The organism is Bacillus sp. SIMBA_074, assembly GCF_046534555.1.
GTDB lineage: Bacteria > Bacillota > Bacilli > Bacillales > Bacillaceae_G > Bacillus_A > Bacillus_A mycoides.
This window is the reverse complement of sequence record NZ_JAWRYM010001015.1, coordinates 1-247: the sequence shown is the minus strand read 5'-3', so window position 1 is coordinate 247 and position 247 is coordinate 1. Positions and strand designations below refer to the sequence as shown.

The following is a 247-nucleotide window of genomic DNA, read 5'->3' as shown; positions in this document are numbered from 1 at the left end:
CACAGAAACCTTTTCTAAGAGGTCGTATTCCTGCTGATTGTTATCCACATCATCAATAACTACGCGTGTAATAGGCATGTTTTGGCCGGTACGCGCATTCGGTATGTAGCCTACTCCGTTTTCCTCGATTTGCTGGCGCAGCTTTTCATCGAACAAATTGACATGGGCGATTCCGTTCCAGGTGACGATGCCTGTGACATGAGGGTTGCCAGCACTAAACAAAATGGCGTCTCCTCCGCCCTTGCTA

Annotated in this window: 1 pseudogene; it reads right to left on the bottom strand. The window is 48.6% G+C overall.

What is annotated here, in order from left to right:
- Positions 1-247 (bottom strand): annotated as a pseudogene (locus tag SB773_RS33835) (alpha/beta hydrolase); the annotation flags it as partial.